22 protein-coding genes are annotated in these 21,375 nt (G+C 71.8%); 16 read left to right on the plus strand and 6 right to left on the minus strand.

The window, feature by feature from the left end; translation table 11 throughout:
- The first annotated feature begins 92 nt into the window (after positions 1–92).
- The 3 genes from HYQ63_RS13400 to HYQ63_RS13410 all read left to right on the plus strand — a co-directional run bounded on the left by HYQ63_RS13400 (position 93) and on the right by HYQ63_RS13410 (position 3,323).
- A complete protein-coding gene (locus tag HYQ63_RS13400; protein ID WP_179934029.1) occupies positions 93–1,148 on the plus strand; it encodes a DUF4429 domain-containing protein in 1,056 nt (351 codons plus the stop codon).
- 130 nt (positions 1,149–1,278) lie between these two features.
- Complete coding sequence (locus HYQ63_RS13405) at positions 1,279–2,646, plus strand: sensor histidine kinase (protein ID WP_179934030.1); 1,368 nt, start codon at positions 1,279–1,281, stop codon at positions 2,644–2,646.
- Positions 2,643–3,323 (plus strand): response regulator transcription factor, encoded by a 681-nt coding sequence (locus tag HYQ63_RS13410; RefSeq protein WP_123099280.1) that lies wholly within the window; start codon positions 2,643–2,645, stop codon positions 3,321–3,323. The genes HYQ63_RS13405 and HYQ63_RS13410 overlap by 4 nt, the downstream gene beginning before the upstream one ends.
- Before the next feature lie 12 nt (positions 3,324–3,335).
- Here HYQ63_RS13410 and HYQ63_RS13415 read toward each other — a convergent pair whose 3' ends face one another.
- Positions 3,336–3,971, minus strand: coding sequence for a C39 family peptidase (locus HYQ63_RS13415; protein ID WP_179934031.1), 636 nt, complete (start codon positions 3,969–3,971; stop codon positions 3,336–3,338).
- Positions 3,972–4,033: 62 nt separating this feature from the next.
- On the opposite strand from HYQ63_RS13415, the gene HYQ63_RS13420 reads away from it, so the two are divergent.
- Both HYQ63_RS13420 and HYQ63_RS13425 read left to right on the plus strand, forming a co-directional pair.
- Entirely contained in the window at positions 4,034–4,564 is a 531-nt protein-coding gene (locus HYQ63_RS13420) for a GNAT family N-acetyltransferase (RefSeq protein WP_179934032.1), read from the plus strand.
- A 66-nt stretch (positions 4,565–4,630) separates the two neighbouring features.
- Positions 4,631–5,821 carry an alpha/beta hydrolase gene (locus HYQ63_RS13425; RefSeq protein WP_179934033.1) on the plus strand — a complete coding sequence of 397 codons (1,191 nt, stop codon included), beginning with the start codon at positions 4,631–4,633 and terminating at the stop codon, positions 5,819–5,821.
- 60 nt (positions 5,822–5,881) lie between these two features.
- On the opposite strand, the gene HYQ63_RS13430 is transcribed toward HYQ63_RS13425, so the two are convergent.
- Entirely contained in the window at positions 5,882–6,412 is a 531-nt protein-coding gene (locus tag HYQ63_RS13430; protein WP_257231824.1) for a MerR family transcriptional regulator, read from the minus strand.
- 126 nt (positions 6,413–6,538) lie between these two features.
- Between HYQ63_RS13430 and HYQ63_RS13435 the strand changes: the two genes are divergently transcribed.
- Positions 6,539–7,348 (plus strand): serine hydrolase, encoded by an 810-nt coding sequence (locus HYQ63_RS13435; RefSeq protein ID WP_179934034.1) that lies wholly within the window; start codon positions 6,539–6,541, stop codon positions 7,346–7,348.
- Positions 7,349–7,385: 37 nt separating this feature from the next.
- Here HYQ63_RS13435 and HYQ63_RS13440 read toward each other — a convergent pair whose 3' ends face one another.
- Positions 7,386–8,117 (minus strand): GntR family transcriptional regulator, encoded by a 732-nt coding sequence (locus tag HYQ63_RS13440; RefSeq protein ID WP_179934035.1) that lies wholly within the window; start codon positions 8,115–8,117, stop codon positions 7,386–7,388.
- A 191-nt stretch (positions 8,118–8,308) separates the two neighbouring features.
- On the opposite strand from HYQ63_RS13440, the gene HYQ63_RS13445 reads away from it, so the two are divergent.
- The 4 genes from HYQ63_RS13445 to HYQ63_RS13460 are packed head-to-tail and all read left to right on the plus strand — an operon-like array spanning position 8,309 to position 12,829.
- Positions 8,309–9,640, plus strand: coding sequence for an MFS transporter (locus HYQ63_RS13445; RefSeq protein WP_179934036.1), 1,332 nt, complete (start codon positions 8,309–8,311; stop codon positions 9,638–9,640).
- 39 nt (positions 9,641–9,679) lie between these two features.
- Positions 9,680–10,984, plus strand: coding sequence for an L-fuconate dehydratase (locus HYQ63_RS13450; protein WP_179934037.1), 1,305 nt, complete (start codon positions 9,680–9,682; stop codon positions 10,982–10,984).
- A 52-nt stretch (positions 10,985–11,036) separates the two neighbouring features.
- Positions 11,037–12,059 (plus strand): zinc-binding dehydrogenase, encoded by a 1,023-nt coding sequence (locus HYQ63_RS13455; protein ID WP_179934038.1) that lies wholly within the window; start codon positions 11,037–11,039, stop codon positions 12,057–12,059.
- Positions 12,059–12,829 (plus strand): SDR family oxidoreductase, encoded by a 771-nt coding sequence (locus HYQ63_RS13460; RefSeq protein WP_179934039.1) that lies wholly within the window; start codon positions 12,059–12,061, stop codon positions 12,827–12,829. Before HYQ63_RS13455 ends, HYQ63_RS13460 begins: the two co-directional genes overlap by 1 nt.
- Before the next feature lie 65 nt (positions 12,830–12,894).
- Here HYQ63_RS13460 and HYQ63_RS13465 read toward each other — a convergent pair whose 3' ends face one another.
- Positions 12,895–13,560, minus strand: coding sequence for a pirin family protein (locus HYQ63_RS13465; protein WP_179940059.1), 666 nt, complete (start codon positions 13,558–13,560; stop codon positions 12,895–12,897).
- A 112-nt stretch (positions 13,561–13,672) separates the two neighbouring features.
- Here HYQ63_RS13465 and HYQ63_RS13470 point away from each other — a divergent pair, with 112 nt between their 5' ends.
- The 5 genes from HYQ63_RS13470 to fabF all read left to right on the plus strand — a co-directional run bounded on the left by HYQ63_RS13470 (position 13,673) and on the right by fabF (position 18,629).
- Complete coding sequence (locus tag HYQ63_RS13470) at positions 13,673–14,857, plus strand: CdaR family transcriptional regulator (RefSeq protein ID WP_179934040.1); 1,185 nt, start codon at positions 13,673–13,675, stop codon at positions 14,855–14,857.
- 89 nt (positions 14,858–14,946) lie between these two features.
- Entirely contained in the window at positions 14,947–15,906 is a 960-nt protein-coding gene (locus HYQ63_RS13475; RefSeq protein WP_179934041.1) for an ACP S-malonyltransferase, read from the plus strand.
- Positions 15,907–15,927: 21 nt separating this feature from the next.
- The gene (locus HYQ63_RS13480; RefSeq protein ID WP_179934042.1) at positions 15,928–16,962 is read left to right on the plus strand and encodes a ketoacyl-ACP synthase III; all 1,035 of its coding nucleotides are present in this window, start codon (positions 15,928–15,930) and stop codon (positions 16,960–16,962) included.
- Between the two features lie 82 nt (positions 16,963–17,044).
- Entirely contained in the window at positions 17,045–17,293 is a 249-nt protein-coding gene (locus HYQ63_RS13485) for an acyl carrier protein (RefSeq protein ID WP_009718247.1), read from the plus strand.
- A gap of 70 nt (positions 17,294–17,363) precedes the next feature.
- Complete coding sequence (gene fabF / locus HYQ63_RS13490; RefSeq protein WP_179934043.1) at positions 17,364–18,629, plus strand: beta-ketoacyl-ACP synthase II; 1,266 nt, start codon at positions 17,364–17,366, stop codon at positions 18,627–18,629.
- Between the two features lie 70 nt (positions 18,630–18,699).
- Here fabF and HYQ63_RS13495 read toward each other — a convergent pair whose 3' ends face one another.
- Positions 18,700–19,635 (minus strand): NAD(P)-dependent oxidoreductase, encoded by a 936-nt coding sequence (locus HYQ63_RS13495; RefSeq protein ID WP_179934044.1) that lies wholly within the window; start codon positions 19,633–19,635, stop codon positions 18,700–18,702.
- A 28-nt stretch (positions 19,636–19,663) separates the two neighbouring features.
- Entirely contained in the window at positions 19,664–20,158 is a 495-nt protein-coding gene (locus tag HYQ63_RS13500) for a DUF3145 domain-containing protein (RefSeq protein WP_009718244.1), read from the minus strand.
- Positions 20,159–20,484: 326 nt separating this feature from the next.
- Between HYQ63_RS13500 and HYQ63_RS13505 the strand changes: the two genes are divergently transcribed.
- Positions 20,485–21,372: an SGNH/GDSL hydrolase family protein gene (locus tag HYQ63_RS13505; RefSeq protein WP_179934045.1), complete on the plus strand. Its 888-nt coding sequence runs from the start codon at positions 20,485–20,487 to the stop codon at positions 21,370–21,372.
- The last annotated feature ends 3 nt before the right edge of the window (positions 21,373–21,375 follow it).

Raw genomic sequence — 21,375 nt, forward strand, 5'->3', positions numbered from 1 at the left:
GTGGACAGCACCCACCGGCCGCGAGGAAGACGTTTGACGCGCGTAGCGCTCAAGGGGGGACGGGCGGGCCACCGCCGCATACGATGAGCCGCATGGGTGATGTGCTGGCCGGTTTTCAGACCGTCTGGGAGTTCGACACCGACTCCGTGCTCATCCGCTTCGAACGGGGGATCCGCACGCCGAAGCTGCTCCAGGCGCTCGGCGAACGCCACATCCCCTACGAAGCGCTGTCCGCGGTCGATCTCGCTCCCGGTAAACGCGGAACGGTGGTGCTGCGCGCGGTGCCCAGACCCGGCGCCGATCCGCTGATGGACGTCGCCGACGGGCAGCTCAGGGAGGGGTACGACCCGTACCGCCTGGTGCTGCCCGCCGAGCGCGCGTCCCTCGCCGAGTACTACGCCGACGAGATACGCGGCGCGCTCGGGCCCGACACGGACACCGCCGCCGAGTCCCATCTGGTGGCGGCGCCCGCGCCGCCGCTGTCCTTCAAGGCGTACGACGGCAAGGCGTCCTTCGACGGCAAGGCGGTGTCGTTCCGCTGGTTCTGGACCGGCGCGTCCTCCACGAAGTGGAAGGCCGGGGACCAGCGGTTCCGGATCGACGAGCTGGCCGGGGTGGAGTGGCGCTCGCCCGAGAACAGGGGCTCGGGCGGCGCGGCCGGGAAGGCGGCGGGCACGGCACCGGCGGAGGATCCGGAGGCGCCGGGAGCGGACGCGAAGGGCCCGGCGGGGAAGGGCCAGGCGGGGAAGAGCACGGGATCCAAGAGTTCCGGTGCCAAGAACTCCGGTTCCAAGGGCTCGACCTCCAAGAGCGGCTACGGCCATCTGCGACTGGTGCCGCGCGGCACCGAGGACCACCCCGCGGGCCGCCCCGACCATGACCCGGCGGCCGTGGTGTTCGGGATGGGGTACGGGCTGGTCCACGAGTCCCTGCCGTTCGCCGCCGCCGTCCTGGAGGCCGTACGGGCGTCCGCCCCCGCGCCGTGTGCCGAGGGCTCCCCCGCCCCCGCCCGCACCCCGGCCCCGGCGCGCCGCGACCCGGCCGACATCGCCGACCGCATCCGCCACCTCGGCGAGCTGCACACGGCGGGGCTGCTGACGGACGAGGAGTTCAGCACGAAGAAGGCCGAGCTGCTGGCGGAGCTGTAGGCGGGTCCGTCACCGGGTGTCAGGAGGGGGGATGCAGGGGGCGGGCCGGGCCCCCTACCCAGGTATGAGCCACAAGTCGGCTCCCAGGTATGACGTGCGCGAGGCACGCCGAACCTACGCTGAGGCGACCATGTCCTCACCCTCGTCGGCCTCGTCGGCCTCGTCGGCCGGTTTCTCCCCCGGCACCGCGTCCACCGCGCACGAGAGCCTGCCCGCGGCCGCCCGGCGGCAGGCGGGCGGCCTCGCCCGGGCCCTGGTGACGCCCAGCTATCCGGCGACCCCGCTGCTCGCGCGGTCCTCCCGGCCCTGGCGGCGGAAGGTGCCGTACGCCCTCGCGATGATCCTCACCGCGATCCTCGTCCCGGTCACCGCCCATCTCCTCACCGAGGACTACGGGGTGAGCGGCGGTCTCGCCACGCTGCTCGGGCTGGCCCAGGGCACGCCGCTGCTGCTGGCGGTCACCCGCCCCCTCCAGGCGTGGTGGATCGTCATCCTCGCCGATGTGACGACCGCGCTGGTGGTGCTGGGCGCCTCCGACCCCCAGCACCGCGTCTGGCCCTGGCAGCCGCCCGCCATCATCGGCTACCTCTTCCTCCTCCTCGCCCTCGCGCTGCGCGAGCCGCGCCGCACCCTGGTGGCGGTGTGGCTGGTCACCGGGGGCGCCGGGCTCGCCCTCGGCATGGCGTTCCAGACCAAGAGCGACGGCAGCAACGTGCTGCTGTTCGTCCTCAGCGGGGTGGTGCTGCTGGTCGGCGGCGCGCTGCGGGAGCGCGGCGACGTCCAGCGGCGGCTGGCCGAGCAGGAGACCATCAGCGAGGCCGAGCGGGCCCACCGCACGCTGCTGGAGGAGCGCGCCCGCATAGCCCGCGAACTGCACGACGTCGTCGCCCACCACATGTCGGTGATCACCGTGCAGGCGGACAGCGCCCCGTACCGGATCGGCGGGCTGCCGCCCGAGGCGGAGCAGGAGTTCGGCACCATCGCCGCCACCGCCCGCGAGTCCCTCGCCGAGATGCGGCGGCTGCTGGGCGTGCTGCGCAGCGAGGAGACGCGCGGCGAGCGCACCCCGCAGCCGGGGCTGCGCCAGGTGCCGCAGCTGGTCGAGGCGACCGTACGGGCCGGGATACCCACCGAACTGTCCCTCGGCGACGAGGTGGCCGGACTCGGCGCGCTGCCGCAGGCCGTGGACCTGTCCGCGTACCGGATCGTGCAGGAGGCGCTGGCCAACGTCGTGCGCCACGCCCCCGGCGCCGCCACCCGCGTCTCGGTCTCGGCGGCCGAGGACGGCTCCGGGCTGACCCTCCTCATCGTCAACGGCCCCCCGGCCGAGGGCCCCGCCACACCCCTGGAGACCAGCGGCACCGGCCACGGTCTGGTGGGGATGGTCGAGCGCGTCCGCCTCGTCGGCGGCTCGCTCGACACCGGCCCGCTGCCGGACGGCGGCTTCCGGGTGGCGGCCCGGCTCCCCCTCATCGACCTGGAAGAAACGGACCCATGACCATCCGCGTGATCATCGTCGACGACCAGGCCATGGTCCGGGCGGGCTTCGCCGCGCTGCTCGCCGCGCAGAGCGACATCGACGTGGTCGGCGAGGCCCCGGACGGACGCCAGGGGGTGGACGTCAGCCGCAACACCCACCCCGACGTCGTCCTCATGGACGTCCGCATGCCCGAGATGGACGGCCTGGAGGCCGCCCGCCAGCTCCTCGAACCACCCCGCGGCGTCACCCACCGCCCGAAGGTGCTCATGCTCACCACCTTCGACGTCGACGACTACGTCTACGAGGCCCTGCGCGCCGGAGCCAGCGGCTTCCTCCTCAAGGACGCCCCACCGGCCGACCTGATCTCGGCGGTCCGCGTCGTCGCCGCGGGCGAGGCCCTCCTCGCCCCCTCCGTCACCCGCCGCCTGATCGCCGAATTCGCCCGCCAGCGCCCGGCCCCCCGCCGCAACAGCTCCCTCCTGCGCCGCAGCGGCCTCACCCCGCGGGAGACGGAGGTCCTGGAGCTGATCGCGCGCGGGTTGTCCAACCAGGAGATAGCGGAGTCGCTGGTCCTCGCAGAACAGACGGTCAAAACCCACATAGGCCGCGTCCTTGCCAAACTCGGCCTGCGCGACCGCGCCCAAGCGGTGATCTTCGCCTATGAATCGGGCCTGGTGACCCCGGGCAGCCGATAGCGGGCAGCGATGTCAGCCCACCCGGCTCCCCAGGACGACGCCGCGACCGGCGAAGAATCGTTCGAGATCCACCCAGGGCACCTGGTGGTACTCCTGCGAATGCCCCGGGAACCCCGACGGATTGTGCAGCACGACCCCCTTGGGCCCGCAGCCCACCGCGAGCACCAGATGCCCGCCCCGCAGCGGGGGCTCCGGGTCGAGCGTACGGATCGAATGGTGCACCGACAGCATCACGAGCCGCCCCCGGGCCACCTCGGCCTCGATGTCCCCGGCCCCCAACTCGGGCCGCGCCCGGGCGTACAGGCCCCAGCGCCGGACGACCCAGTCGGCGAACGGCGCGTAGATCAGCCCCTTGACGGTGGTCTCGCCGGTCCGCACGTACGCCCCCGCCTCAAGGGCGTCGCGCAGCAGAGGAATCGACGGCGGCACAGGATGCCCGAAGTGGTCCAGAGCCATGCGCAGACAGGCCATGCCGCAGATGCGCGACGCCCAGAACCCGTACTCCTCCCGGTTCCCCGCCCCGCTCTTCTGCCACAGCGGATCATCGGCCGACGCCCGAGCACCCGTCACGAACTCGGGTACGAGGTCCGCGGACTCCCACTGCGCGTAGTAGGGCACACGATGCGTCGTCGAAGAGGCGTCAGTCATGGTCCACAGTCTGCTACGGGACACCCACCACGCAGCAGCTGTCCCGCCTTGAAAGGAGCCCTGTGCCAGAGATCTCCGTGCGCCCCGCAACCACCGCCGACCGCTCCCTGGTGGAGCGGCTGTGGCTGATGTTCCGCCATGACCTGTCGGAGTACGACGAGATCCTGCCGGACACCGACGGAACATTCTTCGCCGAGCGGCCCCGCACCGCGCTCGCCGACGCCGACTGGGCGGCGTACCTCCTGACGATGGACACGCGCCCGGCCGGTCTCGCCCTGGTCCGGGGGCTGACCGGTCCGAAGCGCGTGCTGAACACCTTCTTCGTGGTGCGGGGCGCGCGCCGGACGGGGGTCGGACTGTCCGCGGTTCAGCAGGTGATGGCCCGGCACCCGGGCCCGTGGGAAGTCGCCTTCCAGGACGTGAACACGGCAGCGGTCCGCTTCTGGCGCCGCGTCGCCACGGCAGTCGCCGGGGACGCGTGGACCGAGGAGCGCAGGCCGGTGCCCCATCGGCCGGACCTGCCGCCCGACGTCTGGATCTCTTTCGGGGACCCCCTACCCCGGTATGACATCCGACTTGGCACCGGGGGTTGACGCCCCGCCACATGTCCGCTCCTTACGTTTCCCTCCGCCACCGAACGGAAGAGGGAAACCGCGGCCATGTCCCAGACGCTACGCACCAGGCACTACGCCCGACGGCTGATCACAGCGGCGCTCACGATCACCGTCATGGCGGGGACGGCCGGGTGGACCGTGGCGCACGAGGAGCAGGCCATCACGGGGCCGCCGCCGGGGACCGGGCAGTGGCTGGCCGATCACTCGCTGGGCGGGCGCGAACTGCCTGACCCGGAGAGCGCGTCGCCCGCCCGCATCGCCCGGTTCTTCGACGGGCTCGGCCACGCCCAGCGGCAGGCGCTGGTCATCCGGCACCCCGAGGTCGTGGGCAACCTCGACGGGGTGCCGCTCGCGTTGCGTTACGCGGCCAACGCCCGGGCCGTCCGGGCGGCGCGGGACGCGGAGCGGAAGACGGACCCGGACAGCGCGCTGGCCGAGCGGTACGACGCGCTGCTCGCGCCCGGGCGGCAGATCCTGGCCTTCGATCCCCGCGGGCGCGGCCAGGTCGCCGAGGTGTACGGGGACCTGGCGACGGCGCAGCGTACGGCGGTCGTCGTACCGGGGTCGGACATCGACCTGGCCAACTTCGACCGTACGCACGACCGTTACGGCGCCCCCGCCGGGATGGCGACGTCGCTGCGGGCGCAGCTGGCGCAGGACGCGCCGGGGACCCGTACGGCCGTGGTGGCGTGGGTGGGGTACACCACCCCGGTCGGGCTCGGGCCGGACGCGGCGACCAGTCGGCTGGCGAAGGCGGGCGCGCCGCGGCTGGACCGCTTCCTGGCGGGGCTGGCGGTGACCACGGCGGGGACCGCCGAGTCGCCGCCCGCCGTGTTCTGCCACAGCTACGGTTCGGTGGTGTGCGGGGTGGCCGCGGCCGCGATGGACCGCACCCGGGTGTCCGACCTGGTGGCGTTCGGCAGCCCCGGCATGGGCGTGGACGACGCCGAGGAGCTGGGCACCGAGGCCCGGGTGTGGGCGGCGCGGGACGGCTCCGACTGGATACGACGGGTCACCGGCTACGACTTCATGGGCCTGGGCCACGGCGAGGACCCCACGGCCTCCGCCTTCGGCGCCCGCGTCGTCTCCGCCGACCACGCCGACGGCCACACCGGCTACTTCGCCCCGGGCACGGACTCGTTGCGCAACTTCGCGCGGATCGTCCTCGGCGACTTCGGGTCGGTGCGCTGCGGCCACCCCGCACAGGAGGAGGACTGCCGTCATGACCTCGTATGACGCCGCGTATGGCGCCGCGTGTGCGGCGCGGCCAACGACGCCTACTGAACCCCCGTGGAACTACGTTCCCTCCGGCAGACCCCGGCCGTTGGCGTAGACATTGATCTTGAAGTCGAGGACGGCGAGCGTGCTCTCCAGCTCGGCGATCCGTTCCCGGACCTTCGCGCGGTGCGCGGTCAGCAGCTCCTCGCGTTCGGCGTAGGTGTGCTTGCCCTCCCGTACCAGCTCGGCGTAGCGGACCATGTCCGCCACCGGCATTCCGGTCAGCCGCAGCTTGCCGACGAGGTCGAGCCAGTCGAGGTCGCGGTTGGTGAAGCGGCGCTGGCCGGTGTGGGTGCGGTCCACGTGCGGCATCAGGCCGATCCGCTCGTACCAGCGGAGGGTGTGCGCCGTGAGCCCGGTGTGCTCGGCGACCTCGCTGATCGTGTACCGGTCCTGGCCGGTCGGCCGGGGGTGCGGGCGGCGCCCCACGCACGCGCGCGGCCTGGCCAACGCCGGAGCCTGCTCCAGGTCCTGCTCCAGGTCCTGTTCCAGGTCCTGTTCCCGATCTTGCTCCAGGCCCTGTTCCAGATCCTGTTCCATCAGGGTCATGCCGATTCACCCTCTCGCCGTCGCCGATGCGCGAAGCCCTCGACGATCTCAACGCCAGGAGCTTCGCGTGCACTCCGAGCAAGCGCGGATTTGGTGGAAACTTGGCCGACGATAGGCTCGGGCCCCATGGAGAGCCTGCGGATGATCGAGAACTGGCCGGTCCCGACGGCGGCGGCCGCCGTCGTACGCGCGGACGGCACCGTGGCCGGATCCCATGGTCCGGTGGGCCACAGATTCCCGCTGGCCTCGGTGACCAAGCCGCTCGCCGCGTACGCGGCGCTGGTCGCGGTGGAGGAGGGCGCGGTGGAGCTGGACGAGGCGGCCGGGCCCGAGGGCGCCACGGTGCGCCATCTGCTCGCCCACACCTCGGGGCTCGCCTTCGACGAGCACCGGACGGTCGCCGCGCCCGGCAACCGGCGGCTGTACTCCAACGCCGGGTTCGAGGTGCTCGGCGATCACATCGCCAAGGCGACGGACATCCCCTTCGGGGAGTATCTGCGCCAGGCGGTCCTGGAGCCGCTGGGCATGACCGCGACCGAGCTGACCGGCTCGCCCGCCAAGGACGCCGTCTCGACGGTGGACGACCTGGTGCGCTTCGGCGCCGAGCTCCAGGCCCCGCGGCTGCTGGCGGCCGAGACGGTGGCGGAGGCGACGGCCGTGGTGCATCCGGGGCTGACCGGGGTGCTGCCGGGGTACGGGCACCAGAAGCCGAACGACTGGGGGCTCGGCTTCGAGATTCGCGACGGGAAGTCGCCGCACTGGACGGGGGCGTCGTCCTCGCCCCGCACCTTCGGGCACTTCGGCCAGGCCGGCACGTTCCTCTGGGTGGACCCGGAGGCGCGGGCGGCGTGCGTCGCCCTCACGGACCGGGCGTTCGGCCCGTGGGCGATCGAGGTCTGGCCCGCGTTCACCGACGCGGTGCTGGCGGAGCTGTAGCCCCGGCGAGGAAACACCCCCGTGCCTTCCTGGCCGCTCAGGCCAGGAAGCGCCGCGGCGGCACCTGGGGAGCGCTCACCGCATGAGGGTCGCCGAACGCCCTCGCGAACCTCTCGAACGAGTTCCTGAGGTGATCGGCCATGGCCTCCTCGGCCGCGCCCGGCTCGCACCGGCCGATCGCCGCGCTGATCCGCCGGTGCTCGACGACGGTGTTGGCCGTGTCGATCTCCTCGGGGTAGAGCCGGAAGGTGTGCAGATGGCAGTGGGTCTGCCCGTACGCCTGCTCCACCACTGAATTGCCCGACGCCGTGATGACGGCCGCGTGGAACGCGGCGTCGTGCGCCACCAGCTCCTGACGGACGTCCCTGACGTCCGGGTCCGGGCCCCCCTTCGCCCGCCTGGCCAGCAGGCCCTCGAAGTCGTCCAGCTGCCGACCGAGCGCGGCTCCCGGGTTGGTCAGCCGGTCCACCGCCGCCGCCCGCGCCGCCCACGGCTCGACCAGCAGGCGGAACTCGAACAGCGCGCGCAGACCGGGCAGGTCCAGCAGCGGCGTCGTGCTGTAGCCGCGCCCCTGCTGGTACGTGATCAGGTTGTCGCCCTCCAGGCGCTGGAGCGCCTCGCGCACCGGCGTCTGCGAGACGCCCAGGTCCCGCGCGAGAGCCACGATGTTGATCTTTGTGTCGGGCGGGATCTCCCCTCCGATGATCAAGGAGCGCAGCCGGGCGTGAACCTCGGTCGTCGACGGCTTGGCCGTGGTCTTCGGTGGCACGCACACCTCGTCAGTCCGGGCGGGGAAACGTCTGCTTCGCGATCGTAACCCTGAGTTTCTCCCCCGTCGGAGCCGGTCACCGTCCGCATCCCGATCCGACGGAACCCTTGACTCCGTATAGCATTCACTCTAAGTCTATAGAGATCCGTCGGACCCTATACACATCAGCGTCGATGTCGGAGGACGGTCCTATGACTTCCCCTCGCGTTCAACCCGCCGCCCCGCCGGCGGCCGCACGCCCGCCCGGAGCCGTCGGCCGCACGCGCTGGTTCGTCATCTGGCTGGCGTTCGCCGGGCTGACGATCAACTACCTCGACCGGTCCAGCCTGAGCGTCGCGCTGCCCTTCATGGGCGAGGACTTCCACCTGTCCAGCACCCAGCAGGGCTTCGTCTTCGCCGCGTTCTTCTGGGCCTACGACTTCTTCCAGCTCGCGGCGGGCTGGTACGTCGACAAGGTCGGCCCCCGGCGCTCCTTCACGATCGCGGCCATCTGCTGGTCGGTCTTCACCATGGCGACCGCGCTGGCCAGAGGCTTCTGGAGCCTCATCACGGTCCGGTTCCTGCTCGGCGCCGGGGAGAGCCCGGCACCGAGTACGGCCGCGAAGGTCGTCGCCACGTGGTTCCCGGTACGGGAGCGGGCGTTCGCCACCAGCGTCTGGGACTCCGGCTCGCGCGTCGGCGCCGTGATCGCGCTGCCGATCGTGACGCTGATCGTGGCCGTCACCTCGTGGCACACCGTGTTCATCGTGATCGGCTGCGTCGGGCTGCTGTGGGCCCTGGTGTGGTGGCGGGTGTACCGCGGTCCGCGGGAGCATCCGTCCTGTACGGCGGCGGAGGCCGACTACATCGAGTCCGGCGGTGCGCGCGCGGCGGCGAACGACGACGAGGCGGCGGCCGCCCTGTCGTGGCGGTCACTGTTCCGGTACCGCGCCGTGCTCAGCATGATGTTCGGCTTCTTCTGCCTGAACAGCGTGATCTACTTCTTCATCACCTTCTTCCCCAGCTATCTCGTCACCGAGCGGGACTTCGACCTGTTGCAGCTGGGCTTCTTCGGCGCGGTGCCGGGCATCTGCGCCGTCGTGTTCGGCTGGCTCGGCGGGCTCGCCGCGGACCGGGCCGTCCGGCGCGGGCACACCGTCAACCGGGTCCGCAAGGTCACGATCGTCGGGGGCCTGACCGGCGGGTCGGTCATCATGTTCGCCGCCCTGGTGCCCGAGGCGTGGATGGCGCTGGTGCTGCTGTCCGTCGCGTACTCCAGCCTGACGATCGCGGGCACCGGCATCTGGTCGCTCCCGGCCGACATCGCGCCCAGCTCCCGGCATGTGGGAATGCTCGGCGGCATCCAGAACTTCGCCTCCAACTTCGCCGGGATCCTGACCCCCATCCTCGTCGGGGTGCTCGTGGACCACACCGGCTCCTTCGTCGCCCCGCTGACGGTGATCGGCTGCCTGGCCCTGCTGGGGGCCCTCAACTACCTCGTCCTGCTCGGCAGGGTCCAGCCCCTGCGGGTCAAGGCCCCATAACCGCACCACCACCCACCCTCCACCTCATCAGGGAGCACGATGACCGCGATCACCGCCGTGGACGTCCTCGACGTCCGCTTCCCCACCTCGGTGACGGCCGACGGATCCGACGCGATGAACAAGGACGGCGACTACTCGGCGACGTACGTCGTCCTGAGCACCGACGACCCGGAGCTGTCGGGATACGGGTTCACGTTCACCATCGGCCGCGGCAACGACCTGTGCGTGGCCGCCGCCGAGCAGCGCGCCCGTCCGCTCCTGGGGCGCGGCGTCGAGGACATCACCTCCGACCTCGGCGGCATCTACCGCGAGCTCCAGTCCGACTCGCAGCTGCGGTGGCTCGGCCCCGAGAAGGGCGTGGTGCACCTCGCCCTCGCGGCGGTCATGAACGCGGTCTGGGACCTCGCCGCCCGACGCGCCGGGCTCCCACTGTGGAAGATGCTGGCGACGATGACCCCCGCCGAACTCGTCGACGCCGCAGACCTGCGCTATCTGTCCGACGTCCTGCCCCGCGAGGAGGCGATCGACCTCCTCACCCGCAAGGCCGGTACGCGCGAGGAGCGCATCGCGCGGCTGGAGCAGACCGGCTACCCGTCGTACACCACCTCGGCCGGATGGCTCGGCTACTCCGACGACAAACTGCGGACGCTGTGCCAGGAGGCCGTCGACGCGGGATACCGCCACGTCAAGCTGAAGGTCGGCGGGAACCTGGAGGACGACGTGCGGCGGTGTGCCATCGCCCGGGAGGTCATCGGCGACGACGCCGAGCTGATGATCGACGCCAACCAGGTCTGGGACGTCCCCGAGGCCATCGACTGGGTCGGCGCGCTCGCCGAGTTCAAGCCGCTGTGGATCGAGGAGCCCACCAGCCCCGACGACATCCTCGGACATGCCCGGGTGCGCCGGGCGGTGGCCCCGATCGGGGTGGCCACCGGAGAACACGGCATGAACCGGGTGCTGTTCAAGCAGCTCTTCCAGGCCGAGGCCATCGACTACTGCCAGCTGGACGCGTGCCGCCTCGGCAGTGTCAACGAGGTGCTCGCCGTGCTGTTCATGGCGGCGAAGTTCGGCGTACCGGTGTGCCCGCACGCGGGCGGCGTAGGGCTGTGCGAACTCGTCCAGCATCTGTCGGTGTTCGACTTCGTGGCCGTCTCGGGGAGCCTCGACGGCCGTGTCACGGAGTTCGTCGACCACCTCCACGAGCACTTCACCGACCCCTGCGTCGTCCGCGACGGCGCGTACGTGCTGCCCACGCAGCCCGGCTACAGCGCCCGGATGCACGACGCCTCGCTGGCCGAGTACGCCTTCCCCGACGGCTCGTACTGGGCCGGACGCTCCACCTGACGCGCACGACCACCTCCACGCGAACACGACACGATCGAAGGGCTCGCAACGGATGCACGCAGCACGGTACGTCGGCAACCACACCATCGCCGTCGCCGAGGTCCCGGTGGCCCCGCCACCGCCCGGCCAGGTCCAGCTGGACGTGGCCTACACCGGGATCTGCGGCACGGACCTGCACCTCCTGCACGGCGCCATGGACGCACGGGTCACGCTCCCGGCCGTGATCGGCCACGAGATGTCCGGCCGGATCGCCGCCGTCGGCGAGGGCGTGACGGGCTGGGCGGTGGGCGACCCGGTCACCGTCATGCCGCTCGCCTGGTGCGGCGCGTGCCCGGCCTGCGCGGCGGGCCACCAGCACATCTGCCAGAACCTGGACTTCATCGGCATCGACTCCCCGGGATCGCTCCAGAACCGGTGGAACGTCCCCCAGGAGGTGCTGGTCCGGCTGCCCGGCTCCCTCCCCCTCGACCGGGCGGCGCTCGTGGAGCCCGTGGCCGTGTCCGTCCACGACGTGCGGCGCGCGGACGTCCGGCCGGGCGAGAAGGCCGTGGTCGTCGGGGGCGGCCCCATCGGCGTCCTGATCGCGGTCGCGGCGCGGCACGCCGGGGCCGAGGTCGTCGTGGCGGAGGTGGACCCCGAGCGCCGGGCCATGGTCGCCGGGCTCGGGTTCGACGTGCTCGACCCGGGCGCCGACGACCTCGTCGCCCGGGTCACGGAGTGGACCGCGGGGGCGGGGGCGGACGTGGTGTTCGAGGTCTCCGGGGCCGCAGCCGCCGTGCTCGGCGCCACCTCGCTCGCGCGGGTGCGCGGCCGCCTGGTCATCGTCGCGATCCACCCCCAGCCGCGGCCGGTGGACCTGAAGCAGGTCTTCTGGCGCGAGCTGACCGTGCTGGGCGCGCGCGTCTACGAGCGGCGGGACTTCGAGACGGCCGTGACGATGCTGGCCGACGGGGTCGTACCGGCCGACCGGCTCATCACCGGCACGGTGCCGCTGGCGCGCGTGGCGGACGCGTTCGACCAGCTGTCCGCGGGCAGGGCCATGAAGGTCCTCGTCGACTGCCAGGAGGTGGCGTGATGACCGGGAACCCCTTCGACCTGACCGGCAAGCTCGCCGTGGTGACCGGCGCCAAGCGCGGCATCGGCAAGGCGATGGCGGAGGCGCTCGCCGCGGCGGGGGCGGACGTGATCGGGGTGAGCGCCACGCTCGAACCCGAGGGCAGCGCAGTGGAGGCGGCCGTCCGTTCCCACGGGCGCACGTTCACCGCGCGCCGGGTCGACTTCGCCGACCGTGCGGCCGTACGCGCGCTCGGCGCGGAACTCGCCGCCCTGGAGCGGCCCGTGGACATCCTGGTGAACAACGCGGGGACGATCCGGCGGACCCCGGCCGCCGAGCACCCGGACGAGCTGTGGGACCACGTCATCGAGGTCGACCTGAACGCCCAGTTCGTGCTGACGCGCGAGGTGGGGAGGGCCATGCTGGCGAAGGGCGTCCGAGGAAAGATCATTTTCACGGCGTCCCTGCTGAGCTTCCAGGGCGGCATCACCGTCCCCGGCTACGCGGCGGCGAAGTCCGGCATCGCCGGGCTGACCAAGGCGCTCGCCAACGAATGGGCGCCGCACGGGATCGGCGTCAACGCCATCGCCCCCGGCTACATCGCCACCGACAACACCCAGGCGCTCCGCGACGACAGCGAGCGCTCGCGCGCGATCCTGGAGCGCATCCCGGCCGGCCGGTGGGGGCGGCCCGAGGACATCGCCGGGGCGACGGTGTTCCTCGCCGGCCCGGCGTCGGACTACGTCTCGGGCACCGTGCTGCCGGTCGACGGGGGCTGGCTGGGCCGCTGAACCCTGCGGACGCTACGGGTGCGCCCGGCATGCCCGTGCCGGGCGCACCCGGCGGCCCTACCGCGCTAGCCGTACACCGGCTCCGCGCGCATCTCCCACACCAGCAGCTCCGCCGCCCCCACCGCGCGCGCCTCCAGGTCCCGGGTGTCCGTGGCGCGGGCCGCGTCGCCCGCCGCGAGGGTTTCGTCGCCCACGCGCACCTCACCGCGCACCACGTGTGCGTACACCCACGGCGCGTCCGGCAGTGCGGTGCGCTCGCCGTCGGTGAGCCGTCGCAGGTGGAGCACCGCTTCGGCGCGGGCCAGGGCGTACGGGGTGCCGTCGGCGATGCCGCGGACGACCTCGTACTCCGGCTCGGCGCCGACCGCGCCCGAGGCCAGCCACATCTGGACGAAGGTCAGCGGCGCATCGGACTCGTTGCGCTCGGAGTGGCGCACGCCGCCACCCGCGCTGAGCCGCTGGACGTCGCCGGGGCGGACCACGGTCCGGTGGCCGGTGGAGTCCTCGTGGGTGAGTTCGCCATCGACGACCCAGGTCACGATCTCCAGGTCGCGGTGGGGGTGTTCCGCGAAGCCGGCGCCGGGGGCGAGGCGCTCCTCGTTGCAGGCGACGAGAAGCCCGAACCGCACGTTGTCCGGATCGTAGTGTCCAGAGAAGGAAAAGGCGTGGCGCGTCTCGACGCCCGCTCCGTCCCCGCCCCGATACCGTGCACCGGACCGCTGTACCCACATCACCCGGTCCACGGTAGTGCGCCCCCGGACCGGCCCGTCCCCGCCCCCGTCCCTACCTGCGCGTAGCCTCCCGCCCCCAGCGTTCACCCTCCGATAAGGCAGTCTTGTCCTCGTGCCTGAACCAGCCGCGAACACCCCGCATCCGCACAGTGCCACCCTGCGACGCCTGGAGAAGTCGTCCGGGAAGCTCGCCGCCGCCGCCATCGCGCGCATGGACGAGCAGCTGCCGTGGTACCGGGCGATGCCACCGGAGAACCGCTCGTGGATCGGTCTGGTGGCGCAGGCGGGCATCGCGGCCTTCACGGAGTGGTTCCGGCACCCGGAGGCACCCCAGGCGATCAGCACCGATGTGTTCGGCACGGCGCCGCGCGAGCTGACCCGGGCGATCACACTGCGGCAGACCGTGGAGATGGTCCGTACGACCATCGAGGTCATGGAGTCGGCCATCGACGAGGTGGCCGCGCCGGGCGACGAGGCGGTGCTGCGCGAGGCGCTGCTGGTGTACGCGCGGGAGATCGCCTTCGCCACCGCCCAGGTGTACGCGCAGGCCGCCGAGGCGCGGGGCGCCTGGGACGCCCGGCTGGAGTCGCTGGTGGTGAACGCGGTGCTGTCCGGGGAGGCCGACGAGGGCGCGCTGTCCCGGGCGGCGGCGCTCGGCTGGAGCTCCCCCGAGCACGTGTGCGTGGTGCTGGGCACGGCGCCCGACGGGGACAGCGAGCTGACCGTGGAGGCGATCCGGCGGGCCTCCCGCCACGCCAAGCTCCAGGTGCTCACCGGGGTGCTCGGCAACCGGCTGGTGGTGGTGGCGGGCGGTTCGGACAATCCGCTCCAGGCGGCGAAGGCGCTGATCGGGCCGTTCGCCTCGGGGCCGGTGGTAGCCGGTCCCGTGGTGTCGGACCTGCTGGCGGCCACCCGCTCGGCGGCGGCCGCCGCGGCCGGTCTCAAGGCGTGCACGGCCTGGCCGGATGCCCCGCGTCCGGTGCTGGCGGACGATCTTCTTCCGGAACGTGCGATGGCCGGGGACCCGGCCGCCCGTGCCCAGCTGGTGGAGGAGATCTACAGACCGCTGGAGGAAGCGGGCTCGGCGCTGCTGGAAACGCTGAGTGTGTACCTGGAGCAGGCGAGCAGTCTCGAAGGCGCCGCCCGGATGCTTTTTGTTCATCCCAACACCGTGCGCTACCGGCTACGACGTGTGACCGACGTCACCGGATGGTCACCTTCTGACGTGCGGTCGGCGTTCACACTACGGATAGCCCTGATCCTCGGACGTCTTGCCGACGGGGACATCTTTCCGTAGCTGTTTGTTGGACCCCGACAATTCCCTTGACCGTTCTTCGTCCTTGTCCTCACGGGCGGGCGGGACCACCCACAAGAGAGAGTGTGAGAGTGCTCGTACTCGTCGCTCCCGGCCAGGGCGCCCAAAAGCCCGGCTTCCTGACCCCCTGGCTCGACCTCCCCGGCGTCACCGAACGTCTGCGGTGGTGGTCGGCCGTCTCCGGCCTGGATCTGGTCCACTACGGGACCGAGGCCGATGAGGAGGCGATCCGCGACACCGCGGTGGCCCAACCGCTGCTGGTGGCCGCCGGACTCGTCTCCGCCCAGGCGCTGTTCGCCGACGGCCCGCACCGCGTCCAGGACGTGGTCGGCGCCGCCGCGGGCCACAGCGTGGGCGAGATCACCGCCGCCGCGGCCACCGGTGTACTCAACGACGAGGCGGCCATGGTCCTGGTGCGCCGCCGCGGTCTGGCCATGGCCGAGGCCGCGGGCCGCGCCGAGACCGGCATGGCCGCCATACTGGGTGGTGAGCAGGAGACCGTCGTCGCTCACCTCGACAAGCTCGGGCTGACCCCGGCCAACGTCAACGGCGCCGGGCAGATCGTCGCCGCGGGCACCGCCGAGCAGTTGGCGGCGCTGGCCGAGGACAAGCCGGAGGGCGTGCGCCGCGTCGTTCCCCTGAAGGTGGCCGGCGCGTTCCACACCGACCACATGGCCCCGGCGGTGGCCACGCTGGAGGACCTGGTCGCGGGCGTGCCGATCGCCGACCCGGGCACCGCGTACGTGTCCAACCGGGACGGCGGGGTCGTGGCGTCCGGCGCCGAGGTGATCCAGCGCATGGTCGCCCAGGTGTCCAACCCGGTCCGCTGGGACCTGTGCATGGAGACGTTCCAGAAGCTGGGCGTCACCGCGATGATCGAGGTGGCTCCGGGCGGGACGCTCACCGGTATCGCCAAGCGGGCCCTGCCGGGCGTGGCGACCCTGGCGCTCAAGACTCCGGACGACCTCGACGCGGCACGCGCGCTGATCGCCGAGCACGCCGTACCCGCCGCCGACACCCCGGCCGTATAGCCGAATAGGAGTTCCGAGAGCATGACCGCGAAGATCAGGCCCAGCAAGGGCGCCCCGTACGCGCGCATTCTCGGCGTCGGCGGCTACCGCCCCACCCGGGTGGTGCCGAACGAGGAGATCCTCAAGCACATCGACTCCTCGGACGAGTGGATCCGCAGCCGTTCGGGCATCGCCACCCGCCACTGGGCCGGTCCGGACGAGACGGTCGCCCAGATGTCCGTCGAGGCGGGTGGGAAGGCCATCGCCGACGCGGGGCTGACGCCCGAGCAGATCGACGCCGTGGTCATCTCGACCGTCTCGCACTTCAAGCAGACCCCGGCGGTCGCCACGGAGATCGCCCATCTGCTCGGCACGGGCAAGCCCGCCGCGTTCGACATCTCCGCGGGCTGCGCGGGCTTCGGCTACGGGCTGACCCTCGCCAAGGGCATGGTCACCGATGGCTCGGCGGAGCACGTGCTGGTCATCGGCGTCGAGCGGCTCTCGGACCTGACCGACCTGGAGGACCGGGCGACGGCCTTCCTGTTCGGCGACGGCGCGGGCGCCGTGGTCGTCGGCCCGTCCAAGGAGCCCGCGATCGGCCCGACCGTCTGGGGCTCGGAGGGCGACAAGTCCGAGACCATCACGCAGACGGTGCCGTGGAACGGCTTCCGCATCGGCGACGTGACCAAGCTGCCGCTCGACAGCGAGGGCAACGTCAAGTTCCCCGCCATCACCCAGGAGGGCCAGGCGGTCTTCCGCTGGGCGGTGTACGAGATGGCGAAGGTCGCCCAGCAGGCCCTGGACGAGGCGGGCATCAGCGCGGACGAGCTGGACGCGTTCATCCCCCACCAGGCCAACATGCGGATCATCGACTCGATGATCAAAACCCTCAAGCTGCCGGAGCACGTCACGGTCGCCCGTGACGTGGAGACCACCGGCAACACCTCCGCCGCCTCCATTCCGCTCGCCATGGAGCGGCTGTTGGCGACGGGGCAGGCGAAGAGCGGCGACACCGCGCTCGTCATCGGCTTCGGGGCGGGTCTCGTCTACGCAGCGACGGTCGTTACCCTCCCATAGGCTCTCTAGCCCAGAACCACGCAGCCCCGGACGAGTCGGGCGCTGCTCACCCACCGCAACACACCGAAGAAGGAGCGCCGCAATGGCCGCCACGCAGGAGCAGATCCTCGAAGGTCTCGCCGAGATCGTCAACGAGATCGCCGGTATCCCGGCCGAGGACGTCGCGCTGGACAAGTCCTTCACCGACGACCTGGACGTCGACTCGCTGTCCATGGTCGAGGTCGTCGTCGCCGCCGAAGAGCGCTTCGACGTGAAGATCCCGGACGACGACGTCAAGAACCTGAAGACCGTCGGCGACGCCGTCGACTACATCCTGAAGCACCAGGGCTGAGCCGAGCGTCTGTCGCCACCCACGCGGTGGCAGAGGTCCAGCACCTGCTACGTAGGAGTGAAGAATTCCTGTGAACTCGACCAATCACACCGTGGTCGTCACCGGTGTTGGTGCCACGACGCCGCTGGGTGGCGACGCCTCATCGACCTGGGAAGGACTGATCGCCGGTCGCTCCGGCATCAGCCACCTGGAGCAGGACTGGGCGGCCGAGCTGCCCGTCCGGATCGCCGCGAGCATCGCGGTGGACCCGGGCACCATCCTGCCGCGCCCGCAGGCGCGCAAGCTCGACCGGTCGGCGCAGTTCGCGCTGATCGCGGCCCGTGAGGCATGGGCCGACGCGGGCTTCACCGGCAAGGCCGGCGAGGACCCGTCGGTCGACCCGGACCGGCTGGGCGCGGTCGTGGCCTCCGGTATCGGCGGCGTGACCACCCTGCTCGACCAGTACGACGTGCTGCGCGAGAAGGGCGTCCGCAAGGTCTCCCCGCACACCGTGCCGATGCTGATGCCCAACGGCCCGGCGGCCAACGTCGGCCTGGAGGTCGGCGCCCGGGCCGGTGTCCACACCCCGGTCAGCGCGTGCGCGTCCGGCGCCGAGGCCATCGGCTACGCCATCGAGATGATCCGCAGCGGCCGTGCCGATGTGGTCGTCGCGGGCGGCACCGAGGCGTCCATCCACCCGCTGCCCATCGTCGCCTTCGGCAACATGATGGCGATGTCCAAGAACAACGACGACCCGCAGGGCGCCTCGCGTCCCTTCGACGTCAGCCGCAACGGCTTCGTGATGGGCGAGGGCTCGGGCGTGATCGTCCTGGAGTCGGCGGAGCACGCCGCCGCGCGCGGCGCCCGGGTGTACGCGGAGGCCGTCGGCCAGGGCATCTCGGCCGACTCCCACCACATCACCCAGCCGGAGCCGTCCGGCAACGGCATCGCGCACGCGCTCCAGAACCTGCTGGAGAGCAGCGACCTGAAGCCCGCCGAGGTCGCGCACATCAACGCGCACGCGACCTCGACGCCGCAGGGCGACGTGGCCGAGATCAAGGCGCTGCGCAAGATCTTCGGCGACGATGTGGACCACATGGCGATCTCCGCCACCAAGTCCATGACGGGACACCTGCTGGGCGGCACCGGCGGTGTGGAGACGGTGGCCAGCGTGCTCGCGCTGCACCACCGGCTCGCCCCGCCGACGATCAACCTCGACGAGCTGGACCCGGAGGTGGACGCGGACGTCGTGCGCGGCGAGGCGCGGCCGCTGCCGGGCGAGGGCCCGATCGTGGCGCTGAACGACTCGTTCGGCTTCGGCGGCCACAACGTGGTGCTGGCTTTCCGCACCGTGTGAGGCAGCCGAACGAGTGAAGGGCGTGCCCCCGGCCGGGGGCACGCCCTTCGGTGTATCAGCCCTGGGTCGGTTAGGTGCCGTGGGTGCCTTCGGTGCCGTCCGCACCGTCCGCACCGTCCGCGCCGTCGAAGCTGGCGAAGTACGAGGCGATCATGTCCTCGTCGCCGTGGCCCTGCCCGACGGCCCGCCGGAACCGCTCCGCGCCCGCGGCCGCCAGGTCCAGCCGTACGCCGGACCGCTCCCCCGCCTCGACGATCAGCCGGGCGTCCTTCTCGGCGGTCTTGGCCGCGAAGCTGGGTTCGAGGTTGCCGCTCAGCAACTGGCCCGCCTTGGCGTGCAGATAGCCGTTGTCCAGCGGTCCGCCGGCGATGGCGTCGAAGAAGCCCTGCGGCTCCACGCCGAGCCCCTTGGCGAGGGCGAGCGCTTCGGCGGTGCCGTGGGTGATGGCGAGGATCCAGCTGTTGACGACGAGCTTGAGCCGGGTGGCCGCGCCCTCCTCCCCGGATGCGCCGACCCAGACCGTACGGCTACCGATCGCGTCGAAGACCGGCCGCACGGCGGTGCGGGCGGAGGACGGACCGGCGGCGAGGACCAGGAGCTGTCCGCTCTCGGCGGGCTGCTTGGTGCCGAGGACGGGTGAGTCGAGGAGGATCAGGTCACGCTCGCGGGCGAACGCGGCGAGCGTGTCGAGCCCGTCGAGGCCCGCGGTGGTGGCCTGGGCCCACACCGTGCCGGGGCGCAGTGCCGGGGCGGCCTGGCGCATCGTCTCCAGGGCGGCCGGGCCGTCGTGCAGGATCGTCAGGACGACGTCGGCGCCGTCCACGGCCTGTGCGGGGGTGTCGGTGACGCGTACGCCATCGGGGCTGAGCGGTTCGGCCTTGGCGCGGGTGCGGTTCCACGCCCGGACGTCGAGCCCGGCGCGGGCGAGATTGCGCGCCATGCCGGAGCCCATGATGCCGGTGCCGAGGACCGCGACGGAGGTTGCTGCCGGGAGTTGTTCGGTCATGCCGTCACGCTAGGTCGTGTCGTGGCGGTCAGACGACCTGGTGCAGCCAGCGGACGGGGGCACCCTCACCCGCGTAGCGGAACGGCTCCAGCTCGTCGTCCCACGGCTTGCCGAGCAACTTGGCGATCTCCGCCTGGAGATCGCCCTCGCCCCGGGCGGAGCGGGCCAGCGCGGCGCGCAGCCGGTCCTCGGGGATCAGGATGTCGCCGTGCATGCCGGTGACGGCATGGAAGATGCCCAGTTCGGGGGTGGAGCTGTAGCGCTCGCCCTCGGCGGTGGCGCAGGGCTCGGCGGTCACCTCGAAGCGCAGCAGATGCCAGCCGCGCAGCGCGGAGGCCAGCTTGGAGGCCGTGCCGACCTCGCCCTGCCAGGAGAACTCGGCGCGCCATGCGCCGTTGGCGGCGGGCTGTTTGATCCAGTCGAGGGTGACGCGCACACCGAGTACGCCCGCGATGGCCCATTCGACGTGCGGGCACAGCGCGCGCGGAGCGGAGTGCACATACAGAACTCCACGTGTCGTCACCGGGGCCTCCTGTGCGGTTCGAGGTGCGCCTTCCCCAGCGGCCTCGTGCCCGTACCGGTCACGCCCGGGACAGCACACGTCATTCTGCCCTAATGATCACCCTCGCACCAGTCCCGAGGTTACCTGCGGTGAAATTTATCGGGCAGAATTCTCTAGAAAAGGGACAGGATGTGACGCAACGTAATGTGACGGTATCGCAATGCTCTTCCCGATGCTGGGCTGCTGCCCAACTGCCACAAGAAAAACGTACCGCGCGGACCGGCCACAGGAGTGACGTACCGTCGGTCCCGGATAGATATCACTCAACAGTCGGAGGGGGAACAGCCATGCGGGCCAGCGCACCACGCCGGAAGCAGCGCACCACCGCGTCGATGCGCACCGGTGTCGTCCTGCTCACGACGGCCGCGGTCATGAGTTCGGCGGGCTGTTTCGGCAGCTCCGACGACCCCTCGCGGAGCGGGCCGAGCCGGGGCGGCAAGCAGGCCGAGGGGCCCGCGTGGAACACCCGCCCCAGCTCCATCGCCTCCCTGGGCGACTCCATCACCCGCGGCTTCGACGCCTGCTCGGTGCTCTCCGACTGCCCCCGGGTCTCCTGGTCCACCGGCACCGATGTGGACAGCCTGGCCCAGCGACTGCGCTCGGGCGCGCGCAGCTGGAACTACGCCAAGACCGGCGCGGTGATGGCCGATCTGCCCGGCCAGATGGAGGCGGCCGCGACGCGCAAGCCGCAGCTGGTGACCGTGATGATCGGCTCCAATGACGCCTGCCGGGACTCGGTCGACGACATGACCCCCACCGACGAGTTCCGCTCCACCTTCACCTCGGCCCTCACCCGGCTGCGCCGCGAGGTGCCGAAGACGCAGGTGTACGTCGCGAGCGTCCCGGATCTGAAGCGGCTGTGGTCGCAGGGGCGGAAGAACGTGCTGGGGCGGCAGATCTGGAAGCTGGGCATCTGCCCGTCGATGCTGAAGGACTCCGACGCGATGGACGCGGCGTCGACGGAGCGGCGGCAGCGGGTGGACGAGCAGGTGGACGACTACAACCAGGTGCTGAAGGACGTGTGCGGGAAGGACCCGCTGTGCCGCTACGACGACGCGGTGCACAAATACCGCTTCACGGAGCGCGAGTTGAGCAAGTGGGACTGGTTCCACCCCAGCAAGGCGGGGCAGCAGCGGCTGGCTGCGATGGCCTACCGCCGCATCACCAGCCCCTGACGT

Source organism: Streptomyces sp. Rer75, assembly GCF_013414305.1.
GTDB classification, from domain to species: Bacteria; Actinomycetota; Actinomycetes; order Streptomycetales; family Streptomycetaceae; genus Streptomyces; species Streptomyces himastatinicus.

What these genes read in the sequence shown, in the direction of transcription:
- HYQ63_RS13400 (WP_179934029.1), top strand. Translation starts at nt 93, where the DNA reads ATGGGTGATGTGCTGGCCGGTTTTCAGACCGTCTGGGAGTTCGACACC.
- HYQ63_RS13405 (WP_179934030.1), top strand. Translation starts at nt 1,279, where the DNA reads ATGTCCTCACCCTCGTCGGCCTCGTCGGCCTCGTCGGCCGGTTTCTCC.
- HYQ63_RS13410 (WP_123099280.1), top strand. Translation starts at nt 2,643, where the DNA reads ATGACCATCCGCGTGATCATCGTCGACGACCAGGCCATGGTCCGGGCG.
- HYQ63_RS13415 (WP_179934031.1), bottom strand. Translation starts at nt 3,971, where the DNA reads ATGACTGACGCCTCTTCGACGACGCATCGTGTGCCCTACTACGCGCAG.
- HYQ63_RS13425 (WP_179934033.1), top strand. Translation starts at nt 4,631, where the DNA reads ATGTCCCAGACGCTACGCACCAGGCACTACGCCCGACGGCTGATCACA.
- HYQ63_RS13430 (WP_257231824.1), bottom strand. Translation starts at nt 6,412, where the DNA reads ATGACCCTGATGGAACAGGATCTGGAACAGGGCCTGGAGCAAGATCGG.
- HYQ63_RS13435 (WP_179934034.1), top strand. Translation starts at nt 6,539, where the DNA reads ATGGAGAGCCTGCGGATGATCGAGAACTGGCCGGTCCCGACGGCGGCG.
- HYQ63_RS13445 (WP_179934036.1), top strand. Translation starts at nt 8,309, where the DNA reads ATGACTTCCCCTCGCGTTCAACCCGCCGCCCCGCCGGCGGCCGCACGC.
- HYQ63_RS13450 (WP_179934037.1), top strand. Translation starts at nt 9,680, where the DNA reads ATGACCGCGATCACCGCCGTGGACGTCCTCGACGTCCGCTTCCCCACC.
- HYQ63_RS13455 (WP_179934038.1), top strand. Translation starts at nt 11,037, where the DNA reads ATGCACGCAGCACGGTACGTCGGCAACCACACCATCGCCGTCGCCGAG.
- HYQ63_RS13460 (WP_179934039.1), top strand. Translation starts at nt 12,059, where the DNA reads ATGACCGGGAACCCCTTCGACCTGACCGGCAAGCTCGCCGTGGTGACC.
- HYQ63_RS13465 (WP_179940059.1), bottom strand. Translation starts at nt 13,560, where the DNA reads ATGTGGGTACAGCGGTCCGGTGCACGGTATCGGGGCGGGGACGGAGCG.
- HYQ63_RS13480 (WP_179934042.1), top strand. Translation starts at nt 15,928, where the DNA reads ATGACCGCGAAGATCAGGCCCAGCAAGGGCGCCCCGTACGCGCGCATT.
- HYQ63_RS13485 (WP_009718247.1), top strand. Translation starts at nt 17,045, where the DNA reads ATGGCCGCCACGCAGGAGCAGATCCTCGAAGGTCTCGCCGAGATCGTC.
- HYQ63_RS13495 (WP_179934044.1), bottom strand. Translation starts at nt 19,635, where the DNA reads ATGACCGAACAACTCCCGGCAGCAACCTCCGTCGCGGTCCTCGGCACC.
- HYQ63_RS13505 (WP_179934045.1), top strand. Translation starts at nt 20,485, where the DNA reads ATGCGGGCCAGCGCACCACGCCGGAAGCAGCGCACCACCGCGTCGATG.